Annotated in this window: 23 protein-coding genes and 1 tRNA gene; 10 read left to right on the top strand and 14 right to left on the bottom strand. The window is 60.2% G+C overall.

Translation table 11 applies throughout. From position 1 onward, the window contains the following. Positions 1-45: 45 nt before the first annotated feature. The 8 genes from O4H53_RS07305 to O4H53_RS07270 form a co-directional block, all read right to left on the bottom strand. On the bottom strand, positions 46-960 hold the full coding sequence (locus O4H53_RS07305; protein ID WP_269362551.1) for a Hint domain-containing protein: 915 nt from the start codon (positions 958-960) through the stop codon (positions 46-48). 138 nt (positions 961-1,098) lie between these two features. Next, on the bottom strand, positions 1,099-5,628 hold the full coding sequence (gltB, locus tag O4H53_RS07300) for a glutamate synthase large subunit (RefSeq protein ID WP_269362549.1): 4,530 nt from the start codon (positions 5,626-5,628) through the stop codon (positions 1,099-1,101). A gap of 14 nt (positions 5,629-5,642) precedes the next feature. Beyond that, positions 5,643-6,314 (bottom strand): hypothetical protein, encoded by a 672-nt coding sequence (locus O4H53_RS07295; RefSeq protein WP_269362548.1) that lies wholly within the window; start codon positions 6,312-6,314, stop codon positions 5,643-5,645. Further along, a complete protein-coding gene (locus tag O4H53_RS07290) occupies positions 6,311-6,727 on the bottom strand; it encodes a GFA family protein (RefSeq protein ID WP_269362547.1) in 417 nt (138 codons plus the stop codon). The genes O4H53_RS07295 and O4H53_RS07290 overlap by 4 nt, the downstream gene beginning before the upstream one ends. Continuing rightward, entirely contained in the window at positions 6,720-7,166 is a 447-nt protein-coding gene (locus O4H53_RS07285) for a GFA family protein (protein WP_269362546.1), read from the bottom strand. The genes O4H53_RS07290 and O4H53_RS07285 overlap by 8 nt, the downstream gene beginning before the upstream one ends. 110 nt (positions 7,167-7,276) lie before the next feature. Continuing rightward, positions 7,277-8,713 (bottom strand): NAD(P)-dependent oxidoreductase, encoded by a 1,437-nt coding sequence (locus O4H53_RS07280; RefSeq protein ID WP_269362544.1) that lies wholly within the window; start codon positions 8,711-8,713, stop codon positions 7,277-7,279. A gap of 157 nt (positions 8,714-8,870) precedes the next feature. Then, positions 8,871-9,671 (bottom strand): undecaprenyl-diphosphate phosphatase, encoded by an 801-nt coding sequence (locus tag O4H53_RS07275; RefSeq protein ID WP_269362543.1) that lies wholly within the window; start codon positions 9,669-9,671, stop codon positions 8,871-8,873. Next, the gene (locus O4H53_RS07270) at positions 9,671-10,657 is read right to left on the bottom strand and encodes a complex I NDUFA9 subunit family protein (protein WP_269362541.1); all 987 of its coding nucleotides are present in this window, start codon (positions 10,655-10,657) and stop codon (positions 9,671-9,673) included. The genes O4H53_RS07275 and O4H53_RS07270 overlap by 1 nt, the downstream gene beginning before the upstream one ends. Positions 10,658-10,829: 172 nt before the next feature. Between O4H53_RS07270 and O4H53_RS07265 the strand changes: the two genes are divergently transcribed. Further along, positions 10,830-10,915 (top strand) — tRNA-Leu (locus O4H53_RS07265). A 121-nt stretch (positions 10,916-11,036) separates the two neighbouring features. On the opposite strand, the gene O4H53_RS07260 is transcribed toward O4H53_RS07265, so the two are convergent. Continuing rightward, positions 11,037-11,636 carry a PIN domain-containing protein gene (locus O4H53_RS07260; RefSeq protein ID WP_269362539.1) on the bottom strand — a complete coding sequence of 200 codons (600 nt, stop codon included), beginning with the start codon at positions 11,634-11,636 and terminating at the stop codon, positions 11,037-11,039. Continuing rightward, a complete protein-coding gene (locus tag O4H53_RS07255) occupies positions 11,633-12,148 on the bottom strand; it encodes a helix-turn-helix domain-containing protein (protein WP_269362537.1) in 516 nt (171 codons plus the stop codon). Before O4H53_RS07255 ends, O4H53_RS07260 begins: the two co-directional genes overlap by 4 nt. A gap of 405 nt (positions 12,149-12,553) precedes the next feature. On the opposite strand from O4H53_RS07255, the gene O4H53_RS07250 reads away from it, so the two are divergent. The 7 genes from O4H53_RS07250 to O4H53_RS07220 all read left to right on the top strand — a co-directional run bounded on the left by O4H53_RS07250 (position 12,554) and on the right by O4H53_RS07220 (position 18,847). Continuing rightward, positions 12,554-13,684, top strand: a complete 1,131-nt coding sequence (locus O4H53_RS07250; protein ID WP_269362535.1) for a patatin-like phospholipase family protein — start codon at positions 12,554-12,556, stop codon at positions 13,682-13,684. Then, positions 13,681-14,424: an acetoacetate decarboxylase gene (locus O4H53_RS07245; protein WP_269362532.1), complete on the top strand. Its 744-nt coding sequence runs from the start codon at positions 13,681-13,683 to the stop codon at positions 14,422-14,424. The genes O4H53_RS07250 and O4H53_RS07245 overlap by 4 nt, the downstream gene beginning before the upstream one ends. Positions 14,425-14,456: 32 nt before the next feature. Then, complete coding sequence (locus tag O4H53_RS07240) at positions 14,457-14,819, top strand: STAS/SEC14 domain-containing protein (RefSeq protein ID WP_269362530.1); 363 nt, start codon at positions 14,457-14,459, stop codon at positions 14,817-14,819. A gap of 28 nt (positions 14,820-14,847) precedes the next feature. Beyond that, positions 14,848-15,630: a 3-hydroxybutyrate dehydrogenase gene (locus O4H53_RS07235; RefSeq protein ID WP_269362528.1), complete on the top strand. Its 783-nt coding sequence runs from the start codon at positions 14,848-14,850 to the stop codon at positions 15,628-15,630. Positions 15,631-15,715: 85 nt separating this feature from the next. Then, the gene (locus O4H53_RS07230; RefSeq protein ID WP_269362526.1) at positions 15,716-16,237 is read left to right on the top strand and encodes a DUF1269 domain-containing protein; all 522 of its coding nucleotides are present in this window, start codon (positions 15,716-15,718) and stop codon (positions 16,235-16,237) included. A 76-nt stretch (positions 16,238-16,313) separates the two neighbouring features. Continuing rightward, positions 16,314-17,318: an HlyD family secretion protein gene (locus O4H53_RS07225; RefSeq protein ID WP_269362524.1), complete on the top strand. Its 1,005-nt coding sequence runs from the start codon at positions 16,314-16,316 to the stop codon at positions 17,316-17,318. Beyond that, positions 17,315-18,847 carry a DHA2 family efflux MFS transporter permease subunit gene (locus tag O4H53_RS07220; protein ID WP_269362522.1) on the top strand — a complete coding sequence of 511 codons (1,533 nt, stop codon included), beginning with the start codon at positions 17,315-17,317 and terminating at the stop codon, positions 18,845-18,847. The genes O4H53_RS07225 and O4H53_RS07220 overlap by 4 nt, the downstream gene beginning before the upstream one ends. 49 nt (positions 18,848-18,896) lie before the next feature. Here O4H53_RS07220 and O4H53_RS07215 read toward each other — a convergent pair whose 3' ends face one another. Then, positions 18,897-20,264, bottom strand: a complete 1,368-nt coding sequence (locus O4H53_RS07215; RefSeq protein ID WP_269362519.1) for a sensor histidine kinase — start codon at positions 20,262-20,264, stop codon at positions 18,897-18,899. Further along, on the bottom strand, positions 20,251-20,928 hold the full coding sequence (locus O4H53_RS07210) for a response regulator transcription factor (protein WP_269362517.1): 678 nt from the start codon (positions 20,926-20,928) through the stop codon (positions 20,251-20,253). Before O4H53_RS07210 ends, O4H53_RS07215 begins: the two co-directional genes overlap by 14 nt. A 201-nt stretch (positions 20,929-21,129) precedes the next feature. Here O4H53_RS07210 and O4H53_RS07205 point away from each other — a divergent pair, with 201 nt between their 5' ends. Next, entirely contained in the window at positions 21,130-21,693 is a 564-nt protein-coding gene (locus O4H53_RS07205) for an HdeD family acid-resistance protein (protein WP_269362516.1), read from the top strand. 56 nt (positions 21,694-21,749) lie between these two features. Here the strand turns inward: O4H53_RS07205 and O4H53_RS07200 are convergent, their stop codons facing one another. Both O4H53_RS07200 and O4H53_RS07195 read right to left on the bottom strand, forming a co-directional pair. Next, positions 21,750-22,253 (bottom strand): A24 family peptidase, encoded by a 504-nt coding sequence (locus O4H53_RS07200; protein ID WP_269362514.1) that lies wholly within the window; start codon positions 22,251-22,253, stop codon positions 21,750-21,752. Continuing rightward, positions 22,250-22,834 (bottom strand): helix-turn-helix transcriptional regulator, encoded by a 585-nt coding sequence (locus O4H53_RS07195; protein WP_269362512.1) that lies wholly within the window; start codon positions 22,832-22,834, stop codon positions 22,250-22,252. Before O4H53_RS07195 ends, O4H53_RS07200 begins: the two co-directional genes overlap by 4 nt. Positions 22,835-23,438: 604 nt before the next feature. On the opposite strand from O4H53_RS07195, the gene O4H53_RS07190 reads away from it, so the two are divergent. Continuing rightward, positions 23,439-23,633: a Flp family type IVb pilin gene (locus O4H53_RS07190; RefSeq protein ID WP_269362510.1), complete on the top strand. Its 195-nt coding sequence runs from the start codon at positions 23,439-23,441 to the stop codon at positions 23,631-23,633. Positions 23,634-23,740: the final 107 nt, after the last annotated feature.

Genomic DNA, 23,740 nt, shown 5'->3' with positions numbered 1-23,740 from the left:
GCAGCTAGCCTGCCCCGGCCCGAGGTAAAGGGCGGGGGTGTCGGTTCAGGCGGCGATCATCTGCGCCTCTGCCCGCCGCAGAACCCTGCGCACGGCACGCCCGTCATCCGCCGGACCTGCAATCTGGTCGGGGAAAAGCGCCAGCAACTCCGCCTGTGCCGCCGTCCCTGCCGCATCCAGCGCATAGGCGGGCAGACAGCTTTCCGACGGGATGCCCTGGCCAAAAATGATCTGATGGCGGTCAAAGACAAGATGGACATAGGTCACCACACCGCCGGACACCTGCCGCACGGTATCTCCGTTGACCAGATGTTTGGCCGCAACCAGCACTTCGTCCTGGCCAAAGTACAATTCCGCCCGCCACCCGGACACAAGTATCCGGTGCTGCGGTGACACCAGCAGAGGTGCCGTGTTTCCGATGGCCCCAAGCGCAAAGCGGATCGGCGCGACATCGCCCGCCGCCCGAAACCTGTCCGCCAGAATCTGACGGATCGGCTGTGCGCCGTGGTCCAGCGTCTCGACCTGATCTCCGATCTCCAGGGTCTCGATGGACCGCAGCCCACCAGGCGTCCGGATCATCGTGCCGGGCGTAAAACATGTGGGGCCGAAACTGCCCACCGGCGTCTGTGTGCTGTTGGTGACGAAGGTGGAGGAAACGAAGGTCCCGTTCTGCAAGACCTGCCCGTCTGTCGGAGTAAAGACCGGGGCGCCGGAGGCGAGGTAGAAGGTCACGCCGGTATATGTCACCGTGGAATTGTCCGGCAACCGGATGGTCAGCGTATCGCCCACCCAGACATCGGTGATCGCCGTGCCGTTGAACGTGTCGCCCGAGTTGTTGCGGATCAGACCATCGTCATTCTGATCGGTGAACGTCACCAGCTGGAAGGTCAGCGGCGTGCCCACGGGCGGTGCGGCGCCGGGATCGACGGTGAAAAACTGGTCCTGATAGGATGCGGGCATGGATACACCTTCGGCTCTTGCGGGCTTTGTGTATCGCCGGAAAATCAGGTCTCATTATGACCGGATTTTAGTCAATTATGACCTAATAAAGGGTCCGCGCGCCCCAATTCAAAGCGGGGCGCGCGGCATTTCGCAGCCTCATTCGGCGGGGACGGCTGCCTTGTCCAGGCTCAGCGGCGCAGGCAGATGCGCCAGCATCTCCTTGGGGCAAACCTGGATAAAGTTGTGCTTTTCGGTGTCCCAATGCTGCAGGATCTCCTCTGCCTTGCGGCTTTGGGTTTCCTCCAGATGACGCTCCAGCAGCTCTTCCAGCTCGCCCAGCCAGTGGTCGACCGTGACCGGGCAGGTCACAATCGTCTCCCGGTTCATCAACGCCTTAACGGTATTTTCAGGGTCATAAAGATAGGCCATACCCCCGGTCATCCCGGCCCCGAAATTCGCGCCGATCTCGCCCAGGATCACGGCGACGCCACCGGTCATATATTCGCAACCGTTGCTGCCGCAGCCCTCGATCACCACTTTCGCACCGGAGTTCCGCACGGCAAAGCGCTCACCGGCGCGACCGGCTGCAAACAGATAGCCGGATGTCGCCCCGTAAAGCACGGTATTGCCGATGATCGTATTCTCCGAGGCCACAATCGGGCTGGCCATATTGGGCCGGACCACAATCGTGCCGCCCGACAGGCCCTTGCCGACATAATCATTGGCATCGCCCGATACTTCGAGCTTCAGGCCCTTGGCCGCGAATGCACCCAGCGACTGCCCGGCCGATCCGGTCAGTTTCACCGTCAGGTGATCCGCCTGCAGCTTGTTGCGCATGCCGAACTTCTTGATGATATGGCTGGAAACGCGAGTGCCCACGGTCCTGTGCGTGTTCTGCACCGCATAGGACAATTGCATCTTCTCGCCATCCTCAAGGAAGCGCGCCGCATCGCGCACGATCTGGGCGTCCAAAGTGTCCAGCACCGCCTGCCGGGGCTTGTCCCGGTCATAGACATTGTGCTGCGCGCCATCGACCGCGATCAACAGCGGGTTGAGGTCCAGGTCGTCCAGATGCGCGGAGCCGCGGCTGACCTGCGCCAGCAGATCGGCACGCCCGATCACCTCGTCCAGGCTGCGCGCCCCGAGGCTTGCCAGGATCTCGCGCACTTCCTGCGCGTAGAAGGTGATCAGGTTGACCACCTTGTCGGCACTGCCGGTGAACCTGCCACGCAGCGCCTCGTCCTGGGTGCAGACACCCACCGGACAGGTGTTGGACTGGCACTGGCGGACCATGATGCAGCCCATGGCAATCAGCGCGGCGGTGCCGATGCCATATTCCTCGGCCCCCATCATCGCCGCCATGACGATGTCACGCCCGGTGCGCAGCCCGCCATCGGTCCGCAGGGTCACACGGTCGCGCAGGTTGTTCATCGACAGCACCTGATGCGCCTCGGTCAGGCCCATTTCCCAGGGCAGACCCGCATATTTGATACTGGTCGCGGGGGATGCCCCGGTGCCGCCATTGTGGCCCGAGATCAGGATGATGTCCGCCTTGGCCTTGGCCACGCCGGCGGCAATCGTGCCGACACCGCTTGAGGCCACCAGTTTCACCGTCACCTTGCAGCGCGGGTTGATCTGCTTGAGGTCATAGATCAGCTGCGCCAGGTCCTCGATCGAATAGATGTCGTGGTGCGGCGGCGGGGAAATCAGCGTGACCCCCTTGGTCGAATGCCGCAGCCGCGCGATCAGGTCGGTGACCTTCATCCCCGGCAACTGACCACCTTCGCCGGGCTTGGCCCCCTGCGCCACCTTGATCTCCAGTTCTTCGCACTGGTTCAGGTATTCCGCCGTGACGCCGAAACGCCCGGACGCCACCTGCTTGATCTTGGCCGAAGGGTTGTCGCCATTGGGTTCCGGCACGAAATGCGCCGGATCCTCGCCACCTTCGCCCGAATCCGATTTTGCCCCGATCCGGTTCATCGCCACGTTCAGCGTCTTGTGCGCCTCAGGGCTGAGCGCGCCCAGCGACATGCCGGGCGTCACGAAACGCTTGCGGATCGACGTGATGCTTTCCACCTCTTCCAGCCCGATCGGTGCGCCCAGGGGCTTGATGTCGAGCAGATCGCGCAGGTGAATCGGCGGGTTCGACTTCATCTTGGCCGAATATTGCTGCCACATCTGATAGGATGCCTTGTTGCAGGCCATCTGCAGCATATGCATGGAAGAGGCTTCCCAGGCGTGGGTCTCGCCGGATTTGCGCGCCTTGTAGAAGCCGCCGATGGGCAGAACGCTGCCATCGCCCGACCAGCCCCGCGCATGGACCTCTTCGGACTTGCGCTGGATACCGGTCACGCCGATGCCGCTGATCCGGCTGGTCATGCCGGGGAAATACTCCGCGCACATGGCCCGGGACAGGCCCACGGCCTCAAAGTTCAGACCGCCGCGATAGGAGGACACCACACTGATGCCCATCTTCGCCATGATCTTGAGCAGCCCCTGGTCAATCGCATTGCGATAGCGCGCGATTGCGGTGGTCAGCGAGATGTCCAGCAGGCCGCGCTCGATCCGGTCGGCCAGCGAATCCTCTGCCAGGTAGGCGTTGACCACGGTCGCACCGCAGCCGATCAGAACGGCAAAGTAATGCGGGTCCACACATTCCGCCGACCGCACGTTCAGCGATGTAAAGGTCCGCAGCCCCTGACGGGTCAGATGGCTGTGTACCGCCGAGGTGGCCAGGATCATCGGCATGGCGACCCTGTCCTTGCCGCTCAGGTGATCGGTCAGCACCAGATGCCCCGCACCGGAACGCACGGCGTCTTCCGCCTCTGCCCGGATGCGTTTCAGGCCCGCGCTGAGGCTGCCCTCACCCGGGGCGAAGGAACAATCGATGGTCACCACGTCCGCGTTGAAATGGCTGAACAACGCGTCGAACTGCGCATTGCCGACAAAGGGGCTGTCCAGCACCAGGATCTCGGTCTGGCTGCTGTCCTCGTCCAGCACGTTCTTGAGGTTCCCGAACCGCGTCTTCAGGCTCATCACCCGGTATTCGCGCAGGGAGTCAATCGGCGGGTTGGTCACCTGGCTGAAGTTCTGGCGGAAGAAATGGCTCAGCGGCCGGTACTGGTTCGACAGCACGGCAGAGGGCGTGTCATCACCCATCGAGGCCAGCGCCTCCTTGCCGTCCTCGGCCATGGGTGCCAGGATCTGCTCAAGATCCTCGATGGAATAGCCCGCAGCCACCTGCCGCCGGCGCAGTTCATTGCCGGTAAAGACCGGCTTTTCGGTCACCTGCGCAAGCGGCTCGTCCAGTTCCACGATCTTGCCGACCCACTCGCCAAACGGCAAAGCCGCGGCCAGCTTGTTCTTGATCTGGGCATCGCCGTAAAGCTTGCCCTTCTTCATATCGACGGAAATCAGCTGTCCCGGCCCCAGCGCGCCCTTGCGCACCACATTGGCCTCGTCCAGCGGAATCATCCCCGCCTCGGACCCTGCGATCAGCATGCCGTTGCTTGTCACCACATAGCGCATCGGGCGCAGACCGTTCCGGTCAAGTCCCGCACAGACCCAGCGGCCATCGGTCATCGCCAATGCTGCCGGGCCGTCCCAGGGCTCCATCACCGAGTTGCAATAGGAATACATGTCGCGCCAGGCCTGTGGCAGTTCCACGGCCTGTTTGGACCAGCTTTCAGGCACCAGCATGGTCTTGGCCATCGGCGCGGAGCGCCCTGCCCGCACCAGCACCTCGAACACCGAATCCAGCGCCGCACTGTCGCTGGACCCCGCCGCGACGATCGGCTTAATCTCATCCGCCATTTCCCCAAAGGCGGCAGAGGCCATCCTGATCTCGTGGCTCTTCATCCAGTTCATGTTGCCGCGAAGCGTGTTGATCTCGCCGTTATGGGCCAGCATGCGGAAGGGCTGGGCCAGCCACCACTGCGGGAAAGTGTTGGTGGAATAGCGCTGGTGATAGATCGCAAAGGCGGAAATGAACCTTTCATCCTTCAGGTCGGGATAGAATTCCGCCACCTGCTCGGCCAGCATCATCCCCTTGTAGATGATGCTGCGGCAGGACATCGACGCGATGTAGAAATTCGGCACCTGTGCCGCGATCACGGCCTTCTCCACCCGGCGACGGATCACGTAAAGCTCCCGTTCGAAGGTTTCCTCGTCCACGCCCTTGGCGTTGGAAATCAGGATCTGCTCGATCTCCGGGCGGGTCGCATTGGCCTTTTCACCCAGCACCGAAATGTCCACCGGCACATGCCGCCAGCCATAGATGTAATAGCCCATCCGCAGCACTTCGGCTTCCACGATGGTCCGGCATGTCTCCTGCGCGCTGAAGTTCGTGCGCGGCAGGAACACCTGGCCCACGGCAATCAACTCGTTCTCGCGCGGGGTATGGCCGGTGCGCTGCACCTGATCGTAAAAGAACGGCACCGGGATCTGCACATGGATGCCCGCGCCATCGCCTGTCATCCCGTCCGCATCCACGGCGCCCCGGTGCCAGATCGCCTTGAGCGCCTTGATACCGTTCTCCACCACCGCGCGCGACTTGGACCCGTCGATATTGACCACCAGACCCACACCGCAGGAGGAATGCTCCTCGGCTTCGCTGTAAAGCCCGTTCTCGGCCAGATACGCACGCTTGGCGGCCATGTCCTCGGCCCATTTTTCATCATAGATCATGGTATCGGATCCTTTCATTCGCTCACAAAGCTGGCCGCAAGCGCGTCACAGCCAAAAAGGGGGGTATCGGACAGAAAACCTTTCTGACCGGGATAGATAAAATCGACAGGCCGGCTGTCATAGGAAAACGTCGTATCGGGGCGGGTCACATCGCCGGTGCCGGAAAAGAACCTGCCATGGGTTTCCGACACGAACTCCGACCCTTCGGCCTCGTAGATCATCGCGCCATCCGCATCTGTCTTGCGGATGGAATATTCGGTGCGGTGCAGCCGCTCGCCATCAATCATGACGTTGCGCTCCGCTATGCGGTCGAACCCGACCACCCGGTGCGTGCCCTCCGCCGTGTCGAGGCTGAAGTCATAGGTATCCAGCCCGCTTTGCAACAGGCCACTCAGGCTCGCCGGATCTGTCGCCGGGGTGATCAGGCTTTCCCGCTCTCCGCTGGTCAGGAAGAACGACTGGACCCATTGCGCCTCTGCGTCGATCTGACCGACATAGACCAACCCGCGCTGGTCGATCTCGCCACGCCATTGCAGACCGGGGGCATCGGCAGCACAGGTCCACAGATGCTCCACCACGCAACTGCGGGTCTGCACGGTAAGATGCGCGGTGCAGCCCTGCGGCGGGGTGAATGTACCGGCGGCCGCCGGGCCGGCCAGCAGGATCAGGGCAAGGGCGCGCATCATGCATCGCCTCCGCTGAACATCGCGATGGTTTCCTCGGTGCTCAGGCGCTTGTGGTCCCCCGCCAGCCGGTAGCCCTGCGGACACATATCGGCAAAGAATTCCATCTTCAGCGGCGCGCCGCCGCCATCCGCAAACAGGCCCGCCGCCAGGTTGCGGCGCCCGTCATGGAGAGTCTCATACCAAAGGGTCGACCCGCAGGTACTGCAGAACCCGCGCTGCGCCCATTCGGAGGACCGATAGACCGAAGCGTCACCAGATACCTCAACGCTGCCAGGCACCGTTTCGATGGAAAAGAATGCGCCGGAGGTATGCCTGCGGCACATGTCGCAGTGGCAGGCCCGCAGGATCGGGTCTTCTGTGCGTGCGGTCACACGAACCGCGCCGCACAGGCATTGGCCGCTGATTTCAGACATTGTCGGTCACCTCCTGCGCGCGGGGATATTTTGCACGATACTGCTCTGCCGTGGCCTTGCGGTGATCGCCTTCCAGCGAAAAGGCCGCCGGGGCCTCGTCACAATAGATTTCGCTGCGCAGCGGCCAGTCTTTTGCCGCCTCGAAAAGACCCGGCATCAGATCGTATTCGGCGGTCTCTTCGCGGTCGCGCATCCACAGATGCGAGCCGCAGGTGCCGCAGAAGGCGCGTTCCGCCAGCTGGGACGATGCATGAACCTTGACCGGTCCGCTGACCGTCACCGTTTCGGGCGCGGCGGGGAAGCTGGCGAAGACCGATCCGCTCCACCGCTGGCACATGGCACAATGGCAGACGCCGACCCAACCCGACGGGTCGGTCACGGTGATCTTCACCGCCCCACAGAGGCACTGACCGCTGATCACGTCGCTCGGCATTGTCATTCTCCCTGATCCCATACAGGTCTGATTTGCGGACCTGTCGTGTTTCCGATGTCACCGCAGCGGTGTACCGCCTGAGCACGGATGGTGCTCAGGTTGCGCCTGCTGCTTTCCTACTCCGCAGCGACCGCGGTCGCGCCCTGATCCAGCCGCTTCAGGATCGCCTCCGCACAATCGCGCCCGTCCTTGATGGCCCAGACAACAAGGCTCGCGCCCCGGACGATGTCACCCACCGCATAGACCCCGTCGAGCGCGGTCTGCCCGGACACATAATCCGCCTTGATCGTCCCCCAGCGGTTCACCGGCAGATCGGCCTCGCCCCAGAGGGTCGGCAGGTCTTCGGGCTCGAACCCCAGCGCCATGATCACCAGATCGGCCTCTTCGACATAATCCGAACCCTCGATCAGCTCGGGCGCCTGGCGGCCTGTCGCGTCGGGCTGGCCCAGGCGCATCTTCTGCACCATCACGCCGGTCACCGGATCGCCGACAAAGCCCTTGGGCGCCGAGAGCCATTCGAAAACGACCCCCTCTTCCTCGGCATTGGCCACTTCGCGCTGGCTGCCCGGCATGTTGGCCCGGTCCCGGCGATAAAGACATTTGACCGAGGTCGCACCCTGCCGGATCGAGGTCCGCACACAATCCATCGCCGTGTCGCCGCCACCGATCACCACGACCTTCTTGCCGGAGGCATTCAGCCGCCCGCTGTCGAAATCCTCCACCGCATCGCCAAAGCTCTTGCGGTTGCTGGCGGTCAGGAAATCAATCGCCCGCTCCAGCCCGGGCACGCCACTGCCGGGCGCCTGAATTTCCCGCGTCTTGTAGACACCGGTGGCAATGATGACGGCATCATGCCTGGCCCGGATATCGGCAAAGGAGATGTCCACGCCGACATTGCAGTTCAGCTCGAAGTTGACCCCGCCCTGCGCCAGCTGATCGTTGCGGCGCATCACCACGTCCTTCTCCAGCTTGAAGCCGGGGATGCCATAGGTCAGCAGCCCGCCTGCACGGTCATAACGGTCATAGACCGTCACCTGCACACCGGCCCGGCGCAGCACATCCGCCGCCGCCAGACCGCCGGGGCCTGCGCCGATGATGCCCACGCTCTCGGGGCGCTCCCTGCCCGGTTTGATCGGCTGGACCCAGCCTTCCTCCCAGGCGGTGTCCGTGATGTATTTCTCGACCGACCCGATGGTGACGGTGCCATGGCCGGATTGCTCGATCACGCAATTGCCTTCGCACAGACGGTCCTGGGGGCAGATGCGGCCGCAGATTTCGGGAAAGGTGTTGGTCGCCTGGCTGACTTCATAAGCCTCCTGCAACCGCCCCTCGGCGGTCAGGCGCAGCCAGTCCGGGATATTGTTGTGCAGGGGGCAATGAGACTGGCAATAGGGCACGCCGCATTGGCTGCAGCGGCTGGATTGCTCCTTGGCCTTGGCATCCGCGTATTCTGCATAAATCTCGTTGAAATCTGTCCGGCGCAGATTGGGCGGACGTTTCTCGGGCATGTCCCGTTCGATTTTCACGAATTTCAGCATCGGCTGCTCTGCCATGATCATGCCCTTCCAGAATTACTGCGAGACCTTCCCTCTATCCTAGCATAAATTGGAAATAAAGTCAGACATGCTGACCTATATATCAGTTTCTGAGCCCTGCTCGCGATTTTCCGGCAAATATCACCTCAAATTAGTTCCGATCCGGACCTAACTGTCAGTAACCCGCCCACAACGCAGCAATCGCACCCAGCCCGACGATGATTCGCCACCAGCCGAACAGCGCATAGCCATGCCTGCTCACGTAGTCCAACAGCCAGCGCACCACGAGCACAGCCGCGATAAACGCCGTTACAAAGCCAACGGCGATCTCGCCCATGGCCGAAGCATCCAACACGTCCCGATTCTTGTAAAGGTCATAGGCAAAGGCACCGGCCATGGTCGGCATCGACAAGAAGAACGAAAATTCTGCCGCCGCCCGCTTGCTGGCCCCCAGCATCAACGCGCCCACGATGGTGGCCCCTGACCGCGAAGTGCCCGGAATCATGGCAAGACATTGAATGAATCCGATTTTAAGTGCCATCGACAGGGGAAAGGCCATGGCATCCTCGTGCCGGGGTTCCGGCGCGATCCGGTCCACGAACAGCAGGACAATCCCCCCCAGAACCAGCATGACCGCGATCAGCATCGGTGTCTCGAAAAGCACCGTTTTGATGAAATCATGGGCAATCACACCAATCACCACGGCAGGCAGAAAGGCCACCAGCACCGACAGGATGAACCGCCGCGCCGCCGGATCACTGGGTGCGGCGGCAAATACCGCCCACAGACGCGCCGCGTAAAGCGTCAGGATCGCCAATACCGCCCCGAGCTGTATCACCACCTCAAAGGTCTTGCCGGCACTTTCGAATCCCAGAAAATGCCCGGCAAGCAAGAGATGGCCGGTGGAAGACACGGGAATGAACTCCGTCAACCCTTCCAGCAGGCCCAGAAAGGCCGCGACGATTGTGATATCCATCAGCTGTTGCGCAGATTGCGGGCGGAATCCTTGATCGCATCATACTGGCCCGACGGGCGGAAGCGCCACAGGTAGTCAGGCAGGACAGATGCCATGGAGACCGGCTTGATCCCCAGATCGGCAAAGGTTTTAGCGCCGTCGGACACGACATTGTCCTTGGCCAGATTCCTGATCTGGTCGCGGGTGATCATCCGGTTGGTGAACAGCCCCAGCGTGATGGATTGCAGCAGGTCAAAGCCCCCGGCCATGATCCGCGCGATCCAGTTCGGCAGGTTCAGAATCAGCCGGCGGCGGTGGATCACATCCAGCATCCGCCCCATCAGACCCCTGAAGGTATCGACCTCGGGCCCGCCCAGTTCGTAGATGCCGCCCTCCGCCTTGCCCATCACACCCAACACGGCAGCCTGTGCGACATCGTCAACATAGACCGGCTGAAACCGAATGTCCTGGCCGACAACGGGCAATACCGGGCTGTTCCGCGCCATGCCCGCGAAACGGTTGAAAAAGTCATCCTCGGGCCCGAAAACAATCGACGGCCGCAGGATAACCGCATCGGGCATGTACTTCTGCACGGCCATTTCGCCTTCGCCCTTGCTGGCGGCATAATCGCTGGGCGCATCGGCATCCGCCCCAATGGCGGAAATCTGCACCATCCGCGCGACGCCTTCCTCGGCGGCAAGCCGGGCCACCCGCGCGGCACCTTCCGCCTGCACGGGATCGAACCTGTTACGGCCCTTTTCGACAAGGATGCCCACGCAGTTCACAACCGCCTCGGCCCCCTGCATCGCGGCGCGCACGGAGGCGTCATCGCGAATGTTGCACAGGACCGGCTCCACCTGCCCGACAACACCATAGGGACGGACAAAGATGGCCTCGTTGGGATTGCGCACAGCAACGCGGACGCGCCAGCCTGCCTTTGCCATGCGGCGCGCGATATAGCGCCCGATAAACCCGGAACCGCCGTAGATCGTAACCAGCCTGGACATGATAAAGCACCTCGCGCGATCAAATTCACGTAGCCGGTTTAACGATACCCCCATCCTCGGACAAGGCGCAATCACCAGCCACCCCCGGCTGAACCCCGCAAAGTTCAATTTCATGCCAGAATGCAATTGACACCCGCCCGTTGCCCCCTTACATGCAGCGCTCACGTGACCTGCCCAGGTGGCGGAATGGTAGACGCGCTAGCTTCAGGTGCTAGTACTGGCAACGGTGTGGAGGTTCGAGTCCTCTCCTGGGCACCAAATCCTCAGATTTATTTCGGCGAGACAGAGCTTTAAGCGCAAGCGGCGACGTCACTGTTCACTAAATAGTCCACCCCCTGACTGGCGACGAGCCGACACCGCCATGCCATTCAAGGGTCGATTAAAGGCTAAGTTTATACTCTTCCATCAGGCTAGCCGTTTCAAACATGGCTTCCTTCTCTGCTGACCTGATAAGCCATTCGGGCGACATTTCGGGCTTTTTCAAGCGCGTTCGCATCAAATGTATGGTCTGGATCGCAGCAACCGGATGAAGTGTGATTATGTTCGCAATAAATTCATCTGTCGAAAGCGGCTCTACATCAAAATTTTCGCAATAGTCACGAGGAAAATGCTTCAGGTTATCGGTCACGATTGCCGCGGCCGAAGTCTGAATTGCCGCAGCTAAGACATGGCGGTCCTTTTCGTTTATTCCCTTAAGTCCTGATTCCAAATCTTGAAAATCTTCGACACAAACATCGTCAAACGCGACCCTCATCGACTTTAGCTTTGCCGCTGCCTTGATCTTTGCGATATCAAACGCAACGCCCTTACGCGTGATCAATTTTGCGAGCGCTCGCTCTGTTTCATTCAATATCTTTTCAGACCACCTCAGTCTGAAGTACTCCGCTTCGGCAAAGCTAAGAATGAAGTTACATTTCAAAGCGCTGACCAACACACATGCATCGATCAACGCAGTGTATCGGTTGGGTCGAAAACTCACAGAAGATCGTTCTCGACATCAAACGCGGCGATTTTTTCTAGTTGCTTTGCTCGTTCCTGATCACGCCTCTCCTTGTAGGCGAATAGATCGCTGGCCTTGATACGTCGATGCCGACCAACGAAGCCGTGCTCAATATCGTCACGGCCAAGCAGCTTTATCAGATGCGGACGGGAGACATTCAAAATGTCCGCCGCATCTTGTGTAGTGAGCATTGTATCTAAGGGGATAAGTTCAAACCCACGGCCATCAGATACCAGCCGTAGCAAATCCATAAATGATGCTGCCAACGCAGGAGTAAGCGTAACTTTTTCAGTTTTTCCCTCTTTCCCAGAAAGACTAATGACCGTATCGCCGTCTGGATTGAGTTGATTGGCCATTATCTGCCTGAGTTGTGCAGCGTTTGAGACTTCTATCTGTGTTGGAAGTCGGCCCTTGAGCGCCGACACTTCTTGTGCAGCGTGCATGCTTATTTTCCCGCTTTGTACTTTATTGGTTTTTCTGATCGTGGTCATCTAGTTTGGGCTTCACCGGCTTCAGTTCACCTACATACAGCATATGGGCATAAACGAAATATTCGCAACAAAATTATCGACTCGCGTTCAATTTTATGTTAATTAGCCAACCGCTCCCTTCTGCAACCCATTAAAAACTATAAATTATTTAAGAATCGACCCGTTTCACAATAATTTGGACCTCAAGATGAGTGTCGAGCACCCTCGTATTGTAAGATCATATTTTTGCCATTCTGACGCCAGTTGATCAACGCCTCGGTCAGGCATTTTCGCCCCGCGTCCTCTGAAAATCCAAACCTTACAAAGAAGTAAGTTTCGCACAACTCCTGCGCGCCATGCCCTGCATATATGTAAGGCCACGGAACGCCAGAAAACGATCTGGCGAGGTACCGGAGGTCTTATTCGATGTCTGAAATCAGGGAAAATATCGTTCTTGTCTTGCAGGGCGGCGGTGCGCTGGGCGCTTATCAGGCGGGTGCCTACGAGGCGCTTGCGGCGGCGGGGCTGGGCCCGGACTGGGTTGCCGGCATTTCGATCGGCGCGATCAACGCCGCGCTGATCTGCGGGAATCCGCCCAAGGACCGTCTGGGTGCCCTCACCGGTTTCTGGGACAGGGTGACATCGCGGCTGAGCACGGCGCCGATGTTGGCAGCGCCGTTTTCGCGCATGTTCTACGGCGAGGCCGCTGCGATGAATGTCATGGCGACCGGCGTGCCGGGGTTCTTCAAACCACGGTGGCCCGCCGCTTTCTTTCCGATTTCCGCCCATCCGGCGATCAGCGTCTATGACACCTCGCCATTGCGCGAAACGTTGCTCGAATTCGTCGACTTCGATTATCTCAATGCAAAAGGCCCGCGCCTGAGCGTGGGAACTGTCGACGTCGAAACAGCAAACTTTGCATATTTTGACAGCGCCAGGATGGAGATCAAGCCAGAGCACATCATGGCCAGCGGTGCCCTGCCACCGGGTTTCCCGCCTGTAGAGATTGACGGCCACTTCTACTGGGACGGGGGCCTGGTTTCGAACACCCCGTTACAATTCGTCATGGATAATCTGGGGTCCGGCGATCCGGCCCTGATTTTCCAGATCGACCTGTTCAGTGCAAGGGACGCCGTGCCCGCGACCATGTTGGACGTTGGCCAGCGCGAGAAAGATATCCGCTATTCCAGCCGCACCCGCCTGACCACGGACCGCTATCGTCAGTTGCACAACCTGCGCATGGCGGCGAACCGGCTTGCGGCGCGGCTCCCGAAGGAACTGAAAGACGACCCGGACCTGAAGACATTGCAGGCAACCGGGCCGGACTGCCCGATCACGCTGGTCGAGCTGATCCACCGCAAACAGAGCTTTGAAGGCGGTGCCAAGGACTACGAATTCTCCCGGCTTTCGATGACGCAACACTGGAACGAAGGCCACGAGGACGTGGAGGTCACCCTGAATCACAAGACCTGGAAGGCACGCAAGATCGGCCAGGACGGTTTGCAGGTGTTCGACCTTGGTGCAGCTGAAACCACCAGCAAAGGAAAATCGAAATGAAAATCTCCGACGTCACCGCCCGGGCATTCTCCATGCCACTGACCAGTCCGTCGTATCCGCGCGGCCCCTACCGTTTCGTGAACCGTGAATTCCTGATCATCACCTACCGCACCGACATGGACGCCCTGCGCGCCGTGGTGCCCGAACCGCTTGAGATCACCGACCCGCTGGTCAAGTTCGAATTCATCCGGATGCCCGATTCAACCGGCTTTGGCGACTACACCGAATCCGGGCAGGTGATCCCGGTCAGCTACAAGGGCGAAAAGGGCGGATACGTGCACGGCATGTACCTGAATGACGATGCCCCGATCGCCGGGGGCCGCGAGATCTGGGGCTTTCCCAAGAAGCTGGCCGAACCCGCGCTGCGCGTCGAAAGCGAAACCCTGGTGGGCACGCTGGACATGGGGTCGGTACGGGTGGCCACCGGCACCATGGGTTACAAGCATCACGCTCTGGACCATGACGCGGTGATGCAAAGCCTGACCACGCCCAGCTTCCTTCTCAAGATCATCCCCCACGTCGATTGCACGCCGCGCATCTGCGAACTGGTCCGCTACTACATGACCGACATCACGCTGAAAGGCGCATGGGAAGGTCCCGCAGCACTGGATCTGCACGCCCATGCACTCGCCCCCGTGGCCGACCTGCCGGTGCTTGAGGTCGTCAGCGCGGTGCATCTGGTGGCCGATCTGACACTGGGGTTGGGCGAGGTCGTGCACGACTACCTGACCGAATCCTGATCCCCGCAATCAACAAGAAAGGAGCGCTTCCCATGCTGGAGCACATTCAACCGACATCTCAAAACCTCATCGCTGTCAAAGCCATCGGCAAGATCGAGGACGCAGATTACAAGACCGTCCTGACCCCCGCCGTGGACAAGATGGTCGCAGAACAGGGCAAGGCGCGGCTGGTCCTTGAAATCGGCCCCGAATTCGAAGGCTTCACCGCCCATGCCGCTTTGGATGACGCGGCGCTGGGGCTCGAACACTGGTGCGATTTTGAAAAGATCGCCCTCGTGACCGATCACGCCTGGATCAAGGGCACGGTACGGGCCTTTGCCCCCTTCATGCCCGCCCAAGTGAAATTCTTTGACCTGACCCGGCGCGCAGAGGCGCTGGCCTGGGCCGCCAACTGAACAACTTGCAACCGAAAGGAATCAAATCATGAACCTCAAGGACAAAGTCTGCATCATCACCGGCGGTGCCAGCGGCATCGGCCTGCAAATCGCGAAACGATATATCGCCGACGGCGCGCGTGTGGTGATCGCCGACCTGAAACTGGATGCGGCGCAAAAGACCGCCGATGACCTTACCAAGACCGGCCCCGGCAAGGCGATGGCCGTCGAAATGAACGTGACCGATGAGAAACAGGTCAACGCGGGCGTGGCCAGGGTCGTCGAGGAATGGGGCGGGGTGGATGTGCTGGTGTCCAACGCGGGCATCCAGATCGTTCACCCGATCCAGGACTTTCCCTTCGACGAATGGAAAAAGCTGCTGTCGATCCACCTCGACGGGGCCTTCCTGACCTCCAGGGCCTGCATCCCGCATATGTACAAGAAAGGGTCCGGGTCGATCATCTTCATGGGTTCGGTCCATTCCAAGGAGGCTTCGGCGCTCAAGTCGGCCTATGTCACCGCGAAGCACGGCCTGCTCGGTCTCGCCCGGGTGATTGCCAAGGAAGGCGGCGACAAGGGTGTGCGCGCCAACGTGATCTGCCCCGGCTTCGTCAAGACACCGCTGGTGGAAAAGCAGATCCCCGAACAGGCGAGAGACCTTGGCATCTCCGAAGAGGAAGTCGTCAGCAAGGTCATGCTGGGCGAGACCGTGGATACCGAATTCACCACCGTCGAGGATGTGGCGGAGGTTGCCTGGATGTTCGCGGCCTTCGAAACCAACGCCCTGACCGGTCAGTCGCTGAACGTCAGCCATGGCTGGTCGATGACCTGAACCGGTCAACACCCATCCCGGGGCCGGCATCGCAAACCGACCTCCGGCATCAACCAGGAACCCAGGAAAACCGAAAGGAAATCAAATGTCTGAACTTGTTGTAATCGGGTATGAAACACCTGAACAGGCCGAAGCCGCGCGCAAAGAGCTTTTCGGCATGTCGAAAGAATATCTCGTCGATGTGGCCGATGCCGTTGTCGCGACGGCGGACAGTGACGGCCATGTCAAACTCAACCAAATGGTGAACATGTGGACGGTCGGGGCCACGGGCGGCGCATTCTGGGGCGTCCTGATCGGGTTTTTGTTCTTCAACCCGCTTCTGGGTCTCGCTGTGGGTGCCGGGGCCGGGGCGCTGTCCGGCGCATTGACCGACTATGGGCTCAACGATGACTTCATGAAAGACGTCGCCCATGTGCTCAAACCGGGCCAGGCCGCGCTGTTCATGATGATGCGCACCGAAGCCTCCGACAAGGTGATCACCCGGCTGGGGATGAAAGGCGGGCATATCCTGCGCACCAACCTCGACACCAGCGCCGAAGACCACCTGCGCCGCGCCTTCAACAAGGCGCATGCCGAAATCCACAAGGATCAAAGCGCAGCCGCATGACCTGTCGCTGACTTGATCACGCGGCGGCAGGCTGACAAACCCTGCCGCCGCCAACATTCATCCGAAAGCCTGCCACATGAAGAATTTCAAACTGATCGGACTTGCCATTGCCGCCGTGATCGCCGGGGGTGGCCTGTATTGGTGGTACCAGAACGGGCTGATCTACCCCAGCACCGACGATGCCTATCTGCGGGCCAATATCCTGACAATAGCACCGCAGGTTTCCGGGCGCGTGACCGAGGTTTCCACCGGCGAGAACAAATATGTCAGGGCAGGCGATCTGATCTTCAAACTTGACACCGCGCAGTTGCAGGCCGCTGTTGAAACTGCGCAGGCCAATTATGACCAGGCGCGGCGCAATGCAGGCTCCACCAGTGCCGATGTCCTCGGCGCCCGGGCGCATGTGGCAGGCGCGCAGACGGCACGGGATGAAGCCCAGACCAGTTATGACCGGCAGAAATCCCTGTTTGAAAAAGGCGACGTATCACAGGCCGCGCTAGACCAGGCATCCACCGCACTGGATCAGGCCACCGCGACACTTCAGGCAGCGCAATCGGCACTTGCAGCAGCGCGTTCGCAGGCCGGTGAGCCGGGTGACAGAAATGCGGTGGTGCGCGCGGCCCTGGGGCAGCTGACACAAGCGCAGATCGCACTGGACCATGCAACTGTGACGGCACCTGTCCACGGCTGGGTGGCGAATATCACGCTTCGGCCCGGACAGGTGGTGGCAGCCGGACAGCCGCTGTTTTCCATCGTTGAGGATGGCCACTGGTGGGTCGATGGCAACTTCAAGGAAACGGACCTCATGCGCATCCGTCCCGGTCAGCCGGTTTCGATTTCCATCGACATGTATCCGGACACCAGGCTGAACGGTAAGATCGAGAGCATCGGCGCAGGATCCGGCGCGGTCTTTTCCCTGTTGCCGCCTGAAAACGCGACCGGGAACTGGGTCAAGGTGACCCAACGGTTCCCGGTGCGCATTTCGCTGGAGGACAAACCCGGGAATCCTGCGGTTCAATTGCGGGTCGGTGCAAGTGTCACCGCAACTGTCGATACCTCTGCCGACGAAGCCGGACAATGAGCACCGCGAACATCTCTACGCCCGTGCAGGCGGCACGCTGGCCGATCATCCTCGCGGTGGTCCTGACTGCTGTGCTGGAGGTTCTGGACAGCACCATCGTGAACGTCGCCCTGCCGCATATGAAGGCGGCATTCGGCATCACCAACGACCAGACTGTCTGGATCCTTACCAGCTATATCGTGGCCTCCGTCGTGGTCATGCCGCTGACCGGTTTCTTCGTGCGCATGTTCGGTCGCAGGCGGCTGATCACCACGGCGATCCTGGGGTTCATGACCTTCTCCGGTCTTTGCGGGCTGTCGCAAAGCGTCGAGATGATCGTGTTCTGCCGCCTGGGCCAGGGGCTTTTCGGCGCCTTCCTGATCCCGTTGTCGCAATCGATCCTCTTCGACAATTTCCCGCGCGAGAAACGCGGCCAGGCCATGGCGCTGTTTGGCCTGGGCGTGGTGGTCGCCCCGGTCCTGGGCCCGACGCTGGGAGCCATCCTGACCGAGACTTTCTCCTGGCGTGCGGTGTTCTATGTGAACCTGCCGATTGCCGCCTTCGCGCTGCTGATGTTGTCAGGCGAGCTGAAAAAGGAAGACACCAGGCACGTCCGGATTGACTGGATCGGGCTGGGGTTGATGGTCTTTGCCATCGGCGCCTTGCAACTGATGCTGGATCAGGGGCAATCACGCGACTGGTTCGCGTCGCCGCTGATCCAGATCTGTGCCTTTGTCGCCGTGTTTTCCGGTGCGTTCTTCTTTGTTCGGGGCTGGGGCCTGAAGACAAACATCATCGACTTTTCCCTGCTCAGGGACCGCAGCTTTGCCGGGGCGAACATGGCGATCATGGGCTTCGGTGTGGCGATGTTCGGCACCATTGCCGTGCTGCCGCTGTTCGTGCAGGGGTTGCTGGGCTATCCGGTCCTTGATGCCGGTTATCTCTTCATGCCGCGCGGGCTGGCGGCCGGGTTCTCCATGGTTTTCACCGGGGCGGTGCTGGTCAACCGCTTTGATCCCCGTCTTCTGGTGGCAGCCGGGCTGGTGTTGACGGGATACGGCAACCTGATGCTGGGTTCGGTGAACCTGAACGCCGGCTTCTGGGATCTGGCGACACCGGGGGTCGTGGCCGGGCTCGGGATGGGCCTGTTCTTTGTGCCCATGTCCACGCTCGCATTCCAGAACATCGGACCCGACAAGCAGGACGAAGCATCCGGCATCTATGGCGTGACCCGGTCGCTGGGATCTTCCATCGGGATCGCCATCATCGGTTGGCAGGTCGCGGCGCGATCCCAGGTGCATTGGGCCACGCTGAGCGCGGGGATCACGCCCTTCAACCCCAACGTCCTGTCCTGGCTTGCCCCTCTTGGACTGGATGTAAATTCCCAGATGGGCGCAGCGCAGCTTTCGGGACAGGTCATGGCGCAGGCCAGCATGCTGGCCTTTCAGGACGCCTTTACGCTGACAGGCTGGGCTGCATTCCTGATGTTGCCGGTCATCCTGATCATGCAGAGACCCAGGGCGGGCGCGGCAAATGCCCCGGTGCATTGAAGGATCGGATGGCAACCGCGCCTGACGTCTTGCAGGCGCACCGGCGGGATCAGCGCACCGACCGGGGAAACTGAACGGAAAGCCGCAGCCCGGGCGCGTTGTCAGATAAGGTGATCCGCGCGCCATGGCGATCCGCCACGCTTTTCACCAATGTCAGCCCCAGGCCGTTGCCCGGTGTACTGCGGGATAACTCGGCGCGATAGAAAGCGTCAAAAACCCGGGCGCGATCCGCTTCGGGAATGCCGGGGCCCGTGTCGCTGACCTCAAGGATCGGCCCCGCCGGGTCGTCCAGAAGGGCGAGACAAATGCAATTGCCCGGCGGCCCGTGATTGACCGCGTTCTGCAGCAGGTTCGCCAACATCTGGGTCAGCATGCCCAGGTCACCCCGCTGAAACAGGGTGTCCCCTTCGGGCAGGACCAGCTTGAACGACTGGCCGCTTTCCTCGGCAACCACTTCGAAGGTCTCTGCGAGGTCTTTCACGAGGGCAACAAGATCGACGTCATCGCGCAATCGCGCACCATGGCCTGCATCAATGCGTGAGATCCGCAGAATGGCTTCGAACACGGCGTTGAGGTTGGACAGTTCGGCCTGAACGTCTTCCAAAGCGGCCTGCGGTGCCTCTCCCCTCTCCGCGGCATCAAATGCCCTCTCCACGCTCAGCACCGCGCGGCCCAGGGGGCGTTTGAGATCATGTGCGATGGAGGTGGCGCTGGCCTGGGTTTCGAACAGGAGCGTGGACACACGCTCAAGCTGGCCATTCATGGTCTGTGCAACCCGGTCGATCTGATCGTTGGCTGTGGTAACGGGCAGGCGTATGGCTGTATCGCCATCGGCAAACCGCCGCAAAGCCCTGCCCATGTGCTCCAGTTTTATCTGGGTGGCCCTGCTGGCAAAATACCCCAAAGCCACAAAACAGGCCGCGAGGAAACTGCCGATGATCATCAAGGTCCGGATGAAGATCGCCTCGATCCGGACAAGCGGTGTCAGATCTTCGCCAACGACAAAAGTATGCGTGCCGATCTTGACCGACTGCAAATAATATTCACTGGATTGACCGCTGTCCTCTTCGGGAACGATGGACCGGACATGCCAGCTTTGCGGGGCGATCCTGAGCTTGAATGCACCGCCAATGACGTCGCCGGACTCGCGGTATACGCTGAGCAAGCGGCTCGCCGGATCCTGCCAGTCGGCCATATGCCGGACTCGTTCGGCAACAGCGGCATCGCCACCTTCTGCATAGAGGTTCTGAAACATCCCGATCACCGGTTGTGCCCAGTTCCGCGCGTGTTCGTATTGCGCCTGTTGCAGGTAGCGGTATCCGACAATGCCGGTCAGTACGAAGACAGTCAGAAGTGTCGAGGTCGCATAGACCGTGACGCGAAACGCGCCGCCGGAGAAGATGTTACCGCGGTCCATGCATCGAATATCCCGCATTGCGAATGGTATGGATCAACGCGGTGTCAAAAGGTTTGTCCACCTTGGACCGCAGTCGGCTCATATGTGTTTCCACAACGCTGGTGTTGGGGTCGAAGTTGAAGTTCCAGACCTTCTCAAGCAGCATCGTGCGCGTCACCACACGACCGGAATTGCGCATCAGGATTTCCAGCATGGCGAATTCCTTGGCCTGCAGTTCAATGTTCTGATCCTGCCTTCGGGCTGTTCGGGTCAGCAGATCGAGAGTCAGGTCATGGACAACAAGTTCAGTCTGGGCCGCATGATCGGTTCTGCGCCGGGTCAGCGACATGACCCGCGCCATCAGTTCCGAGAAATGAAACGGTTTTGCGAGGTAGTCGTCGGCTCCCGATTGCAAGCCCTCTACCCGGCTATCGACATCACCCAGCGCGGTCAACATGAGCACAGGCAGGGATTTTCCCGCAGCCCGCATTGCCTTGAGCGCGGACAGGCCATCCATGCCCGGCATCATCCTGTCCAGCACGGCAACGTCGCATTCATTGTACAAAAGATAACTCAGCGCATCGCGCCCATCGGTCACGTGGTCGACGCTGTGGCCGTTTTCTTCCATCCCGGCAATCACGAATTTCGCAATCTCGGCGTCGTCCTCTGCCAGCAATATCTTCATGGCGGTCCCTTACCCAGCCGCAACCGGTTTCGGCTGACAGATCATGTTCATCCCCCGATCATCGGGGCAGTCGGGCAGATAAACAAGACTGCGGGGCCTTTCTGACAAAAAAGTAAGATTGGCACAAAGCTGGAGGCGAACCGCGGTCGTATCTGGTCAGATATCCATCCCGAAACCAGTGGAAAGCAAGGATCACTAAAGATGGCGACCGATATTTCAGCGCTGCACAAATCTGAAATCGCGAGAATGCGAAACCGGTTCCGCGCCGTCGGACTGGTTTTTGCCGTTCTCGGGACGCTGGCGATTGTCCTGCCTTCCGTCGCGACGGTGCTGGTCGAGGAATTTATCGCCTGGCTGATGCTGCTCTGGGGGCTGGCCGGTCTGCTGTTCGCCCGGTCTTTCAAGGCCTTTTCCGAATGGCGGATCGTCGCTGTCGGATTTGCAGTGGTTGCAGGCACCGGATTGTTATTTGTCCTGGTTCCGGGCTGGGGCGCATCCTTCATCACCGCGATCCTCGTCGGTGTTTTTATCCTTGAGGGGGTGTTGTCCGTCCTGCTGGGGCTCAGGATGAGCGGTCAGCTCGAAAAATGGCAATGGATCGTGGCAAGCGGCGCCTGTTCCTTCATTCTGGGCATCGTCATCATGCTGCAATGGCCTTCGACAGCCCGATGGGTCCTCGGCTTTCTCACCGGGCTGAACTTTTTCGCCACAGGCATTGCCATGCTTCTCGTGTCCAGGGCGACCCTGACCCGATTTTCCCGGTGAAGCGGCTTTCGTTTCGCTGTCTTTGATCCCCTTATCAATGAGGTAAGCAGCCAGGGTCAGGCGCCGAAGGCCAGCGTCAGCTGTTCCCCGAAGGTCGCAAAAACCAGACCGGCCATACCGATGCTCAACCCCAGGGGAAACCGTCCGTGTTCACGCAGGCTGTGCCAGCGGGTTTGGTTCCTGTCCGCCAGCCGCCGCATGACCATCAGCCCCAGAACGCCCAGCACAATTCCAACCGAAAACAGCAATCCAAAGACCGGCAGTGCCGCTGTCGGGATCAGCAATGTCAGCGCCGCCATCAGTTTCACGTCACCGCCGCCCATCAACCGCGCAGCAAACAGCGCCAGCCCCGCCCCGAACACGGCCAGCGCCGCCAGCAACCGCCACAGGATTTCAGACAGGGGTTCCGTCAGCGGCAGGCTGACGAGTGCAACAACCAGGAACAATCCCACCAGCACGTTGGGAATGCGCATCAGTCGCAGATCGTAAAGGATAACCGCAATCAGCAAGGGCGCCACCAGCCAGGCCACCGGGATCTCCATATTCGCCAGCGCCGTCATTCGAGAAGGCCCTGAGGATCGTTCACCAGTGCGATCAGATCGACCTGACCGCCGGTCTGGGTTTTGGAGTAAATGTTGCGCAGATGTGTCCGCACCGTCGGAACCGACAGGCGTAGCGTTTCGCCGATTTCCTTTGCCTTCTTCCCGGTCACCAGCAACTGGCAGACCCGCTGTTCCGCCCGGCTCAGACCGCAGGGATTGTTGCTGCTCAATATGCTGGAGGCGGCAGCCTGTGTCACCGATGCACGGCTCCGGGTGTTTGACAGGATTATTCTGGTAATCAGCCCCGGTGCGCGCAGGGTCCATGCTTCGGCCAGCGCCATCGCAAGCAGCGTTACCGGCACTTCCGGGCTGGTGACAGGTACGGCGTCGTACATGATCTCGAACACATCCAGCTGACCGGGTTGATCGGCGAGAACCACAAGAGCGACATCAAGGATATTCTTGCGCGCATCCCATTCGGCAGCTGCGTCGCTTTGGGCAAAGCCCGCCTCCTGTCTGAGCTCGCTCAGCGTCAGGATCGTTCCTGGCACAATTGACGCGGTCCGGGTGGCGCGCAGGTATTTTGTCAGGGTGCCCATGCTCTTTTCCGGGCCAGATACCTCACCTTGTCGTGCGGATGCCGCGATGTGTATGGCCCGGTCATCCTTGTAGCGATAAAAAGAAATGTTTCGGGCCGAGAGCAGGCGCGTGAGAACGTCGATCACATCACCAAGAGGCGCGTTCCCTGAAATCGCTGCGTGCCAATCGTTGAGCAGTCCGAAACTGCAGGCAATCCGAATTTGCGTATCCGTCGCGCCGTGAAAAGGGACGAGATCGGTTCGGTCCTTGACGTTATACCTGTGCATTGCGGTCTCCGGCATTTCTTCCCCGACCTGACGTTAGACGGGGTGTTTGCCCCATCGACCATCAGAATGTGGCGAAAATTGGGAAGGTGCGCCCGTAAAAGTCGGCAATTCTGCTGCTTATATAGTATCGTGGTTTCCTTGCACCGCAGGCCCCTATTGGAACGCGAAATCACCCCATTCTGGGCAGAACAGCCTCGAAATGGCCTTGAACACTCATCGTCCTGAACGATGTGTTAACCAATAAGCTTGGGTAAATATCCTTTCATCGACGGCCCAAATGGACCGCGGGCCATAATGATTTCGGCCAGTTTCGGCCACTTTTAAAGGAACCAAGTAGATGACGAATACCCTGAAAAAACTGATCGCCCGGCTGCAAAGCTGTGACGAAGGCGCGACCCTTGTTGAATACGGTATTGCACTGGGCATCGCCGTCAGCGTCGGTGCTGGCGCCCTGCTGACACTGGGTGGCGACGTGAACACCAAGTTCAGCGACGCCAAGGATGCCCTGAATCAGCCAGCTGAGGCAGACTAACTACGTTAGGTTTCCTGCCTGAACTCACTGTTGAGGCGCGCCAATCACAGCCGGTTTCGGCCAAGGATTGGCGCGGCTCCCCCTTCCGTAAGGAATGTTTAACGATT

Origin of the sequence: Sulfitobacter sp. G21635-S1 (genome assembly GCF_027213915.1) — a bacterium.
GTDB lineage: Bacteria > Pseudomonadota > Alphaproteobacteria > Rhodobacterales > Rhodobacteraceae > Sulfitobacter.
Note: the sequence above shows the minus strand (reverse complement) of the source record. Positions and strands in the feature narration are given on the sequence as shown.

What these genes read in the sequence shown, in the direction of transcription:
- O4H53_RS07305 (WP_269362551.1), bottom strand. Translation starts at nt 960, where the DNA reads ATGCCCGCATCCTATCAGGACCAGTTTTTCACCGTCGATCCCGGCGCC.
- gltB (WP_269362549.1), bottom strand. Translation starts at nt 5,628, where the DNA reads ATGATCTATGATGAAAAATGGGCCGAGGACATGGCCGCCAAGCGTGCG.
- O4H53_RS07295 (WP_269362548.1), bottom strand. Translation starts at nt 6,314, where the DNA reads ATGATGCGCGCCCTTGCCCTGATCCTGCTGGCCGGCCCGGCGGCCGCC.
- O4H53_RS07290 (WP_269362547.1), bottom strand. Translation starts at nt 6,727, where the DNA reads ATGTCTGAAATCAGCGGCCAATGCCTGTGCGGCGCGGTTCGTGTGACC.
- O4H53_RS07285 (WP_269362546.1), bottom strand. Translation starts at nt 7,166, where the DNA reads ATGACAATGCCGAGCGACGTGATCAGCGGTCAGTGCCTCTGTGGGGCG.
- O4H53_RS07280 (WP_269362544.1), bottom strand. Translation starts at nt 8,713, where the DNA reads ATGGCAGAGCAGCCGATGCTGAAATTCGTGAAAATCGAACGGGACATG.
- O4H53_RS07275 (WP_269362543.1), bottom strand. Translation starts at nt 9,671, where the DNA reads ATGGATATCACAATCGTCGCGGCCTTTCTGGGCCTGCTGGAAGGGTTG.
- O4H53_RS07270 (WP_269362541.1), bottom strand. Translation starts at nt 10,657, where the DNA reads ATGTCCAGGCTGGTTACGATCTACGGCGGTTCCGGGTTTATCGGGCGC.
- O4H53_RS07255 (WP_269362537.1), bottom strand. Translation starts at nt 12,148, where the DNA reads ATGACCACGATCAGAAAAACCAATAAAGTACAAAGCGGGAAAATAAGC.
- O4H53_RS07250 (WP_269362535.1), top strand. Translation starts at nt 12,554, where the DNA reads ATGTCTGAAATCAGGGAAAATATCGTTCTTGTCTTGCAGGGCGGCGGT.
- O4H53_RS07245 (WP_269362532.1), top strand. Translation starts at nt 13,681, where the DNA reads ATGAAAATCTCCGACGTCACCGCCCGGGCATTCTCCATGCCACTGACC.
- O4H53_RS07240 (WP_269362530.1), top strand. Translation starts at nt 14,457, where the DNA reads ATGCTGGAGCACATTCAACCGACATCTCAAAACCTCATCGCTGTCAAA.
- O4H53_RS07235 (WP_269362528.1), top strand. Translation starts at nt 14,848, where the DNA reads ATGAACCTCAAGGACAAAGTCTGCATCATCACCGGCGGTGCCAGCGGC.
- O4H53_RS07230 (WP_269362526.1), top strand. Translation starts at nt 15,716, where the DNA reads ATGTCTGAACTTGTTGTAATCGGGTATGAAACACCTGAACAGGCCGAA.
- O4H53_RS07225 (WP_269362524.1), top strand. Translation starts at nt 16,314, where the DNA reads ATGAAGAATTTCAAACTGATCGGACTTGCCATTGCCGCCGTGATCGCC.
- O4H53_RS07220 (WP_269362522.1), top strand. Translation starts at nt 17,315, where the DNA reads ATGAGCACCGCGAACATCTCTACGCCCGTGCAGGCGGCACGCTGGCCG.
- O4H53_RS07215 (WP_269362519.1), bottom strand. Translation starts at nt 20,264, where the DNA reads ATGGACCGCGGTAACATCTTCTCCGGCGGCGCGTTTCGCGTCACGGTC.
- O4H53_RS07210 (WP_269362517.1), bottom strand. Translation starts at nt 20,928, where the DNA reads ATGAAGATATTGCTGGCAGAGGACGACGCCGAGATTGCGAAATTCGTG.
- O4H53_RS07205 (WP_269362516.1), top strand. Translation starts at nt 21,130, where the DNA reads ATGGCGACCGATATTTCAGCGCTGCACAAATCTGAAATCGCGAGAATG.
- O4H53_RS07200 (WP_269362514.1), bottom strand. Translation starts at nt 22,253, where the DNA reads ATGACGGCGCTGGCGAATATGGAGATCCCGGTGGCCTGGCTGGTGGCG.
- O4H53_RS07195 (WP_269362512.1), bottom strand. Translation starts at nt 22,834, where the DNA reads ATGGGCACCCTGACAAAATACCTGCGCGCCACCCGGACCGCGTCAATT.
- O4H53_RS07190 (WP_269362510.1), top strand. Translation starts at nt 23,439, where the DNA reads ATGACGAATACCCTGAAAAAACTGATCGCCCGGCTGCAAAGCTGTGAC.